Annotated in this window: 11 protein-coding genes; 4 read left to right on the forward strand and 7 right to left on the reverse strand. The window is 67.4% G+C overall.

Annotation, left to right across the window (positions count from 1 at the left end; genetic code table 11):
- Together ACLN58_RS12675 and ACLN58_RS12680 are read left to right on the forward strand one after the other, a co-directional pair.
- Positions 1-696 (forward strand): sensor histidine kinase (locus ACLN58_RS12675; RefSeq protein WP_415855621.1); only part of this gene is annotated, 696 nt, incomplete at its 5' end.
- Positions 681-1,328 (forward strand): response regulator transcription factor, encoded by a 648-nt coding sequence (locus ACLN58_RS12680; RefSeq protein ID WP_415855622.1) that lies wholly within the window; start codon positions 681-683, stop codon positions 1,326-1,328. The genes ACLN58_RS12675 and ACLN58_RS12680, both read left to right, overlap by 16 nt.
- Before the next feature lie 33 nt (positions 1,329-1,361).
- Here ACLN58_RS12680 and ACLN58_RS12685 read toward each other — a convergent pair whose 3' ends face one another.
- The 6 genes from ACLN58_RS12685 to ACLN58_RS12710 all read right to left on the reverse strand — a co-directional run bounded on the left by ACLN58_RS12685 (position 1,362) and on the right by ACLN58_RS12710 (position 7,352).
- Entirely contained in the window at positions 1,362-2,150 is a 789-nt protein-coding gene (locus tag ACLN58_RS12685) for a GntR family transcriptional regulator (RefSeq protein ID WP_415855623.1), read from the reverse strand.
- 118 nt (positions 2,151-2,268) lie between these two features.
- A complete protein-coding gene (locus ACLN58_RS12690; protein WP_415855624.1) occupies positions 2,269-2,670 on the reverse strand; it encodes a cytochrome c oxidase subunit 4 in 402 nt (133 codons plus the stop codon).
- Positions 2,670-4,388 carry a cytochrome c oxidase subunit I gene (gene ctaD / locus ACLN58_RS12695; protein WP_415855625.1) on the reverse strand — a complete coding sequence of 573 codons (1,719 nt, stop codon included), beginning with the start codon at positions 4,386-4,388 and terminating at the stop codon, positions 2,670-2,672. The genes ACLN58_RS12690 and ctaD overlap by 1 nt, the downstream gene beginning before the upstream one ends.
- Before the next feature lie 9 nt (positions 4,389-4,397).
- Positions 4,398-5,255, reverse strand: a complete 858-nt coding sequence (gene coxB, locus ACLN58_RS12700) for a cytochrome c oxidase subunit II (protein WP_415855626.1) — start codon at positions 5,253-5,255, stop codon at positions 4,398-4,400.
- 215 nt (positions 5,256-5,470) lie between these two features.
- The gene (locus ACLN58_RS12705; protein ID WP_415855627.1) at positions 5,471-5,836 is read right to left on the reverse strand and encodes a HesB/IscA family protein; all 366 of its coding nucleotides are present in this window, start codon (positions 5,834-5,836) and stop codon (positions 5,471-5,473) included.
- Positions 5,837-5,948: 112 nt separating this feature from the next.
- On the reverse strand, positions 5,949-7,352 hold the full coding sequence (locus ACLN58_RS12710) for a dipeptidase (protein WP_415855628.1): 1,404 nt from the start codon (positions 7,350-7,352) through the stop codon (positions 5,949-5,951).
- Between the two features lie 93 nt (positions 7,353-7,445).
- On the opposite strand from ACLN58_RS12710, the gene ACLN58_RS12715 reads away from it, so the two are divergent.
- Positions 7,446-8,033, forward strand: a complete 588-nt coding sequence (locus ACLN58_RS12715; protein WP_415855631.1) for a DUF3043 domain-containing protein — start codon at positions 7,446-7,448, stop codon at positions 8,031-8,033.
- Here the strand turns inward: ACLN58_RS12715 and ACLN58_RS12720 are convergent.
- Entirely contained in the window at positions 8,008-9,087 is a 1,080-nt protein-coding gene (locus ACLN58_RS12720; RefSeq protein WP_415855629.1) for a quinone-dependent dihydroorotate dehydrogenase, read from the reverse strand. The two genes, ACLN58_RS12715 and ACLN58_RS12720, sit on opposite strands and share 26 nt — an antisense overlap.
- A 78-nt stretch (positions 9,088-9,165) precedes the next feature.
- Between ACLN58_RS12720 and ACLN58_RS12725 the strand changes: the two genes are divergently transcribed.
- On the forward strand, positions 9,166-9,562 hold a 397-nt coding region (locus ACLN58_RS12725), incomplete at its 3' end, for an alpha/beta hydrolase (RefSeq protein WP_415855630.1).

Consider the following 9,562-nt stretch of genomic DNA (forward strand, 5'->3'; position numbering starts at 1 on the left):
CGGTGTGTTGGGCCGGTGGCCGTCCGCTTCCTGCGCCCGTCGCCCGCGATGGCACTGGCGGACCGGGTGGACGAGCTGACCGCCCAACGCGCGGACGCGACGGTCGCCCAGGCCGCCGAGATCCGCCGGATCGAACGGGACCTGCACGACGGGGCACAGGCCCGCCTAGTCTCCCTCGGGCTCTCCCTTGCGACCGCCGAGAAGCTGATGGAAACCGACCCTGCCCAGGCCAAGGCGCTGATGGGGGAAGCGCGAGCCGGTGCCACCGCATCGCTGACCGAGCTCCGCGAACTGGTCAAGGGAATCAACCCACCCGTGCTGAACGACCGAGGGCTCGTCGATGCCGTTCGCGCTCTTGCCCTGGACAGCCCGCTCGAAGCGGCTGTCAGCGCAGACCTTCAACTCAGCCTGGACCCGCCGATCGAATCCGCCCTGTACTTCGCCATCGCCGAACTGCTGACCAACGCGGTCAAGCACGCCCACGCGACCCGCACCCGGATCTCCATCACCCAGGACGACACCGGCATCTTGATCGATGTCGAAGACAACGGCCGCGGCGGAGCCAGCCTGCGAGCCGACGGCGGACTCGCGGGGTTGCGCCGCCGCCTCGCGGTCTTCGACGGCGGCCTGGAGATCACCAGCCCGGAAGGCGGCCCGACCCGGGTGAGGATGATGGTGCCGTGCGAATCGTTGTAGCCGAAGACCTGTACCTCCTGCGTGACGGGATGGTTCGACTCATCGAGGCATACGGACACCAGGTGGTGGCGACCGCAGCCACCGGACCCGAGACGCTGCACGCGCTGTTGACGTGGCGGCCGGATATTGCCGTCGTCGACGTCCGCATGCCGCCGACGCAGTCGGACGAGGGCCTGCGCGCGGCTCTTGCCGCTCGCCGCGAGCTGCCCGGACTGCCGGTCCTCATCCTTTCCCAGTACGTCGAGCAGTTGTACGCCCGCGAGCTCCTGGCCGACGGCGCCGGCGGCATCGGCTACTTCCTTCAAGAGAGCGTCTTCGACGCCGACCAGTTCATCGACGCCCTGGAACGCGTCGCCGCTGGCGGGACCGCCTTGGACCCGGCCGTCATCGCCAAACTACTGTCCAGCGGATCCTCGAATCGACGGCTCGAACAGCTCACCGAACGCGAACACTCCGTGCTCAGCCTCATGGCCGAAGGACTGTCCAACCAGGCCATCGGCCAACGGCTCTTCCTCAGCGAAAGCGCCATCAGCAAGTACACCACCTCCTTGTTCGGCAAACTCGGCATCATCGATGACGACAACAACAACCGCCGCGTCCTTGCCGTCCTCACCTACCTGAACAACCCCTGACGCGCTTCGGCCCAGCCGCTCAGCGCGCGCGTGCTAGCCCGTAAACCTCTGCGTCGTGTAGGTGCGCGGCGAGCGGACGCCGGGCCGCTGGAGCGGCACCCAGAGCTTGTAGCGGTCGGCCCGGTAGTACGAGACCGAGTAGTCGACCATCGCCTTGGCCACGTAGGCGTGCCTTTGGATCTTGAGCAGCGGGGCGCCCATGTCCACCTTGAGCAGGCGGGCGATCGAGGGGGACGCCGCCGTCGCCTCGATCATGTCCTCTCCCCACTCCATGACGAGCCCGTAGCGCTCGCTCAGCACCTGGTAGAGGGACGTGGGCGGCGGGCCGTCGGCGAAGCCCGGAACACGATGCGCGACGATGTAGTTCTCGTCGACGCTCATGGGCTCCTGGTCCGCGAGCAGGAGGCGGCGAAAACGCACGACGGCGGTCCCCTCCTCCACTTGCAGCTCACGGGCGAGGTGGGCTGACGCGCCAATCTGCTCGAAGCTGAGCACCTTGGCGTCCGGGACCATGCCGCGGCGCTGCATCTCCTCGCTGTACGAGGTGAGCTTCATCTGCAGATCGAGCTTCGGGCGGCTCACGAAGGTGCCGAGCCCCACGATGCGGTCGAGGACCCCCTCCGCCACAAGGGCGTCGATGGCCTGGCGCACGGTCATGCGGGCGAGCCCGAACCGGTGGGCCAATTCGCGTTCCGACGGGAGAGGAGCCCCCGGCGAGAGGTTGGCCTGAATGTGCTCGCGAAGCAGCTCCCGGAGCTGCACGTATACCGCCGTCTTCGAGGATCTGTCGAGCTTTCCGACGATGCTGTCGGCCTCTTCCACTCCGCCCCTCCTGATCGGCTCCTACCAATTGAAGGCTACACGCTGAGAGGGGCCACAGCTCCGCCGAACGCACAAGGGCCCGGCTTCCGAAGAAGCCGGGCCCTTGATTGCATGGGGCTCAGTGTGCGTGGTCTCCGCGGCTGTATTCGAACACCCAGCCGACGAGCGCGACGATGGCGATCCCCGCGCCGATGAACGTGATCCACCAGCCAACCGCGAGGCCGAGCACGCCCGTCGCGGCCGCAGCGCCGAGGGTGATAGGCCACCAGCTCCACGGGCTGAAGTGGCCCTGCTCGCCGGCGCCCTCGTGGATCTCAGCGTCCTCGCGGTCCTCCGGGCGCGTGCCGACGCGGCGGGCGGTCACCCCGAGGTAGGAGCCGATCATGAGTGCGAGGCCACCAACGAGCAGCATGCCCATGATGCCGACCCATTCGCCCCAGTGCGTGAGGAAGCCGTAGACGATCGCGACCGGAACGAAGAAGAAGACTCCCGTGCCGAAGAGCCAGGATTCGATTTTCACTAGTGCGTGTCCTTCCGGTCTGCGGCGATCGCCGCGGCGGCCTGGGAGTGCTGGACGGCGCCGACCAGAGACAGCTCCGGGTGGTGGAGGTCAAGGGCGGGGCGCTCCGAGCGGATGCGCGGGAGCGACGTGAAGTTGTGGCGCGGCGGCGGGCACGAGGTGGCCCACTCGAGCGAGGCGCCGAAGCCCCACGGGTCGTCGACCGTGACACGCTTGCCGCTGCGGGCCGTGATGTACACGTTCCAGAAGAACGGGATGAGCGAGGCGCCCAGGATGAACGAGGAGATCGTCGAGAACTGGTTCATCCACGTGAAGCCGTCCTGCGGCAGGTAATCCGCGTAGCGGCGCGGCATGCCCATGACGCCCAGCCAGTGCTGGATGAGGAACGTGCCGTGGAAGCCGATGAGCAGGAGCCAGAAGTGGATCTTGCCTAGGCGCTCGTTGAGCATCTTGCCGGTCCACTTGGGCCACCAGAAGTAGAACCCGGCGAACATCGCGAACACGACCGTGCCGAAAACGACGTAGTGGAAGTGCGCCACGACGAAGTACGTGTCGGAGACATGGAAGTCGAGCGGCGGCGACGCGAGGATGATGCCGGTCAGACCGCCGAAGAGGAACGTGATGAGGAAGCCGAGGCTCCACAGCATCGGAGTCTCGAACGTGATCGAGCCCCTCCACATCGTGCCGATCCAGTTGAAGAATTTCACTCCGGTCGGGACGGCGATGAGCATCGTCATGAAGGAGAAGAACGGCAGGAGCACGGCGCCGGTCACGTACATGTGGTGGGCCCACACGGTGACCGAGAGGGCCGCGATGGCGATGGTCGCGAAGACGAGGCCCTTGTACCCGAAGATCGGCTTGCGGCTGAAGACCGGGAAGATCTCGGACACGATGCCGAAGAACGGCAGCGCGATGATGTACACCTCGGGGTGACCGAAGAACCAGAAGAGGTGCTGCCAGAGGACCGCGCCCCCGTTCTCGGGGTCGAAGACGTGGGCACCGAATCGGCGGTCGGCTCCAAGGCCGAAGAGGGCCGCGGCGAGCGGCGGGAAGGCCATGAGCACGAGGATCGCGGTGATGAGCGTGTTCCACGTGAAGATCGGCATGCGCCACATGGTCATGCCCGGGGCACGCATGCAGATGATCGTCGTGATGAAGTTGACCGCGCCGAGGATGGTGCCGAAGCCGGAGAGGGCGAGGCCGAAGACCCAGAGGTCACCTCCCACCCCAGGTGTGAACGTGGTGTTCGAGAGGGGCGCGTAGGCGAACCAGCCGAACGAGGCGGCGCCCTGCGGCGTGATGAAGCCCGCGGTCGCAATCGTGGAACCGAAGAGGAAGAACCAGAATGCGAGGGCGTTGAGGCGAGGGAACGCGACGTCCGGGGCGCCGATCTGGAGCGGCATGATCACGTTCGCGAAGCCCGCGAAGAGCGGGGTCGCGAACATGAGCAGCATGATCGTGCCGTGCATCGTGAAGAGCTGGTTGTACTGCTCCTTCGTCTGCAGGATCTGCATGCCGGGCTCGAAGAGCTCGGCGCGGATCAGGAGCGCCATCACGCCGCCCAGGCAGAAGAAGACGAACGACGCAATGAGGTACATGTACCCGATGGTCTTGTGGTCGGTCGACGTGATCCAGTTGACGACGATACGCCCCTTGGACTTCGGCACGACCGGCGCGCTGAGGGCCCCGGCTGAGGGCGACTGTGTATAGGTAGCCACGTTGTTCCCCTACTTCTGGATGAGATCCGGGTTGCGGTCGTACGCCGTGTCGAGCAGACCCTTGGGCAGACCAGCCAAGTGAGCCTCGAATTCAGCCTCGGAGACGACCTTCACACGGAACAGCATCTCGGAGTGGAACTCGCCGCAGAGCTCGGCGCACTTGCCTTCGTAAGTCCCTTCCTTCTGCGGCGTGAAGTACATTGTGTTCGGGTGGCCCGGGATCACGTCACGCTTCTGGAGGAAGGCGGGTACCCAGAACGAGTGGTTGACGTCGCGGGACGTGAGCTCGATCGTCACGCTCTTGTTGACCGGAAGGTACAGCGTCGGCAGCTTGCTGAGGTCGATGTCGGACCCCGTGAGGTGGGCCTGCGTGCCAGCCTCGTAGACGTTGTCCTTGACGACGCCGCCCTGCTTGTAGTTGAAGTCCCACGCCCACTGCTTGCCGACGACGTTGATCGTGACGTCGGGGTTGGCGTTCGGGTTGTCGATCGCGCGCTGGTCGCGGTCCGTGAAGTAGAAGAACACGACGACGAGGAAGAGGGGGATCGCCGTGTAGAAGATCTCGAGTGGGAGGTTGTAGCTCGTCTGCCGCGGGAAGCCCACCGTGCCCTTGCGGCGGCGGTACGCGACGAGGCACCAGAGGATGAGGCCCCACGTCACGGCGCCGACGAGGAGGGCCGCGATCCACGAGTTGACCCAGAGGTCCGTGATCATGCCCGTGTTGCTCGTCGTGTCCCGCGACCCCGGCAGCCAGCCATTCTGTACTTGGGATGTACATCCAGACAGTGCAAGCGCTCCCACAACGGCAACTGAGGCTACCGCGATGATTCGAGTGCGCTGGCTGCTGGTTCGGTTCTGCGACCTCACAGACGGCCCTTCCTCTTGATGCTGTGGCCGGGGCTCACTCCCCTACGGCATGACCCGCAGAAACTCTCCCCGACGGCATAGTTTTACTACTCGACGTAGAGCTTACAGCTAACCCAAAGGAATCGCCCACATGTCGCATATGCACGTCGGCCGTGCCTTCCGAGGCTCCAAATGGAGCGGTTGGAAGGCACGGCCGAGGAGGGGCTGTGGGGCGATCAGTGGAACGAATCGCCGCACGCGCACGAACCCTGCGCGTTGGGGTTGTCGATCGTGAAGCCCTGCTTCGAGATCGTGTCCTCGAAGTCGATCGTCGCGCCGGCGAGATACGGCACGCTCATCTTGTCGACAACGACCTCGACGCCGTCGAAGTCGCGGACGGCATCGCCGTCGAGCATGCGCTCGTCGAAGTAGAGCTGGTAGATGAGGCCGGAACAGCCACCCGGCTGGACCGCGACCCGTAGGCGCAGGTCGGTGCGGCCCTCCTGCTCGAGCAGGCTCCGAACCTTGCCGGCGGCGACCTCGGTGAGGCTCACCTCGTGGGACGCGATGGCCTCGGTGGTCTCGTTGGTAACGGTGCTCATTCCATACCTTCCCTCTGCGGCCCGTGCCGCTGAGCGCTGCTGGGACGCGGAATCCTGCGTGCGCAGGCAGCGTCCCCCTCAATCCATGCTACGGCGATCCCCTCCGGCTGGTCTAACCCTCGTCGGCGCCGAGCGCTGCGAGGAGCAGAGCCTCCGCGACGATGCAGCGCTTGAAATCGCCCAGATGGAGCGATTCGTTCGCGCTGTGCGCTCGGCTGTCCGGATCCTCGACGCCCGTGATGAGCACCTCGGCTTCGGGGAATACCTCTTTGAGATCGGCAACAAACGGAATGGACCCTCCCATTCCCATGCGCACGGGTTCGGTGCCCCACGCGGCGCGGAGCGCGTCGAGCGCGAGGCTCGCGGCGGGCGAGGACGTATCCGCGAGATAGGCGCTCCCCCGCTCCCCCGGCGTGAACTCGAGGCGGGCGCCGAACGGAACGTTTGCCTCGAGATGCCGCCCCATTGCCGCCATGGCCGCGTCGGGATCCTGCCCGGGTGCGAGCCGCATGCTGAACTTGGCGCGCGCCGTCGCCTGGATCGTGTTGGACGAGACGGCGACAGCCGGGACGTCCATCCCGATGATCGACAGCGCGGGGCGGCTCCACAGCCGGGCGGCAACGCTCCCGCTCCCGGCGAGCCGGACGCCGTCGAGCACTCCCGCGTCACGGCGATACTGCTCCTCGGGGTACTCGACGTCGGGATCGTCGGCGACCACGAGACCGTGGACGGCGACGTTGCCCTCGTCGTCGTGGAGGGTCGCGATGAGGCGAGCGAGCAGCGTCGGGGCGTCGAGCACCGGGCCGCCGAACACGCCCGAATGCACGGAGTGGCTCAGGACGCTCAGGGTGAACGAGCCGTCGACGAGGCCCCGCAGGCTCGTCGTGAGGGCGGGCGTGCCCACGGCCCAGTTGGACGAGTCGGCGACGACGATGACGTCGGCGGCGAGGCGGTCACGGTACGTCTCGAGAAACGTCCGGAAGCTCGGGGATCCCGCCTCTTCCTCGCCCTCGACGAAAAGCGTGATGCCCACTCCGCCGGCGTCTCCGAGCACCTCGGCGATCGCGCGCGAGGCTGCTATGTGGACCATGACGCCGGCCTTGTCATCCGCGGTGCCGCGACCGTAGAGCCGCCCGTTGCGCTCCTCGGGGAGGAACGGCTCGGACTCCCACAGGGCGCGGTCCCCAGGCGGTTGTACGTCGTGGTGCGCGTAGAGCAGGACCGTCGGCTTTCCGGGCTTGGCCGGCCGGCTCGCCACGACGGCCGGCCCGCCGGGCTTGCCGTCGGGCCGGGACGCCCGCAGGATCTCGACCGACTCGAACCCAGCCGCCTGAGCGAGGCCCGCGACGGTGCGCGCGCTGCGCTCGAGCTCCTCGGCATCGAACGCCTCCCAAGCGATGCCTGGGATCGCGGCGAGCCCGATGAGTTCGGCGAGCGTCGCTTCGAAGCGGCGGTCGACGGCGGCGCGCAGTTCGTCGGTGAGGCCGGGAGCCGTGGGGGCGAATTCTGAAATCATGGCTTCACAGTACAAGCCGTGCGATGGGGCATCAATGCCTCAGACTCCCCCTCGCACGAGCAACCGACGGCGCGGGTTGGCTATTCTTTAATGGTGTTTGGACGAAAGAACGGGTCCGCGGCCGAGAGCGCCGGGCAGCCCGAGGAGAAGCCAGCCGACCCCATGATCGGCAAGGGGGCGCCGACCCCGCGGCGCAAGGAGCAGGAAGCGGCCCGCCGTCGGCCGCTCGTGCCAACCGACCGGAAGGCATCGCGGGTCGCCGAGCGGCAGGCTGCCGCAGACGAGCGGGCGCGCGTGCGCCGGGCCCTCGAGACCGGCGACGAGCGGCACCTGCCCTTCAAGGACCGTGGCCCGCAGAAGCGCTTCGCCCGTGACATCGTCGACGCCCGCTTCAATCTCGGCGAGTACCTCATGTTCGCGGCGCTCGCGTTTGTGGTGATCTCCTTCGTGGTGCCGCAGGCCAGCGAGGCTCAGTTCTTCATCCTCATCGCGTTCTGGGTGGTCTTCGCCCTCGTCATCATCGACACGTTCTGGCTCTCGCGCCAGATCAGGAGGCGTCTCACGGACAAGTTCTCCGAGGTCGAGCGCGGCACGGTCTGGTACGGCGCGATGCGCGCGCTCCAGTTCCGCCCGCTCCGGCTCCCGAAGCCCCAGGTCACGCGCGGGCAGTATCCTTCCTGACGGCGAGCCCCCGGTTCACCGAGGCGGCCCAGAAGGGCCCCTCGTAGAGGAACGCGGTGTACCCCTGGACAAGGCTCGCCCCCGCGGCGAGCCTTTCCTGTACGTCCGCCGCGGTCTCAACGCCGCCCACCGAGACGAGCGCAAGGCGGTCGCCCACAATTGATGCGAGGCGGCGAAGCACCTCGAGGGAACGCGCCTTGAGCGGCGCGCCGGAAAGGCCGCCAGCCCCGCAGGCCTCGACGGTGGCCGGGTCACTCGCGAGCCCTTCCCGGCCGATCGTCGTGTTGGTCGCGATGATCCCCTCGAGTCCGAGTTCGAGGGCGAGCTGTGCGACGTCGTCGAGATCCGCGTCTTCGAGATCAGGGGCGATCTTGACAAGGAGCGGGACCCGGCGGCCCGCGGACGCTGTCGACTCCTCGCGCACCGCCTCGAGAAGGGGCCGCAGCGAATCGGCGCTCTGCAGCAGGCGTAGGCCCGGCGTGTTCGGGGAGCTCACGTTGACCACGAGGTAGTCGGCGTACGGGGAAAGGGCCCGCGCGCTCACACGGTAGTCGGCGACGGCGTCCTCGAGCGGAACCACCTTGGTCTTGCCGATGTTGACGCCGATGACCGGCCGCCGGGATCCGTATTTCTTCTCGAGCGCGGTGCGCGCTGTGGCGAGGCGCGGCGCGACGGCGGCGGCGCCGTCGTTGTTGAAACCCATGCGGTTCACCACCGCGCGGTCCTTGATGAGCCGGAAGAGCCGAGGCTTCGGGTTGCCGGGCTGTGCCTGACCCGTGATCGTGCCCACCTCCACGTGGCCGAAGCCGAGCTCCGCGAGGGCCTCGATACCCAGCCCCTCCTTGTCGAAGCCCGCCGCGAGGCCGAACGGCGACGGGAACTCGACGCCGAATGCGCTCGTCCGAAGCGACTCTGCGGGAGCGGTGAACCGCTCGAGGACGCTGCCCAGGCCGACCCCGTGCACCGCCCGGATGGCGCCGAAGCCGATCCGGTGGGCGCGCTCGGCGTCCATCCACGAGAAGGCAGCACGGAAGAAGAGGGGGTAGACACGCATGGCTCAAGTGTCGCCCAGGCGAAGGGCCGTCAACAAAACGAACGGCCTATCCTGAACGTGGAGGCGCGAGGAGGGCGCATGAACCAATGGAGCGCCGACTTTCTTGGCCCTGGCTTCGAGCAATGCGCTCTCGGGGAGGGCACGACGGCGGCCGGTACCCTCGTGCGCTTCGCCGGCGATGCGCCGAGCGCCGGAGCGGACCGCCCCGCCCTCGTGTACGTGCACGGCTGGAGCGACTACTACTTCAATACGGAGCTCGCGCGCTTCGTGACGGCGCGCGGATGGCGCTTCTACGCGCTCGACGTCCCCGAGCACGGCCGGAGCCTGCGTCCAGGGGGCCAGCCCGGTTTCGTCCCGTCGGCAGCCCACTACCTCTCGAGCATCGACGCCGCGCTGGACGCCGTGGCGGCCGACGGGACCGGGCCCATCGCCCTCATGGGCCATTCGACGGGAGGGCTCGCCGTGGCCCTCGAGG

Source organism: Sinomonas sp. G460-2, from assembly GCF_047759905.1.
GTDB lineage: Bacteria > Actinomycetota > Actinomycetes > Actinomycetales > Micrococcaceae > Sinomonas.

Bases quoted from the DNA above. Each gene is read 5' to 3' on its own strand.
- ACLN58_RS12720 (WP_415855629.1), bottom strand. From the start codon at position 9,087: ATGCGTGTCTACCCCCTCTTCTTCCGTGCTGCCTTCTCGTGGATGGAC.
- ACLN58_RS12705 (WP_415855627.1), bottom strand. From the start codon at position 5,836: ATGAGCACCGTTACCAACGAGACCACCGAGGCCATCGCGTCCCACGAG.
- ACLN58_RS12710 (WP_415855628.1), bottom strand. From the start codon at position 7,352: ATGATTTCAGAATTCGCCCCCACGGCTCCCGGCCTCACCGACGAACTG.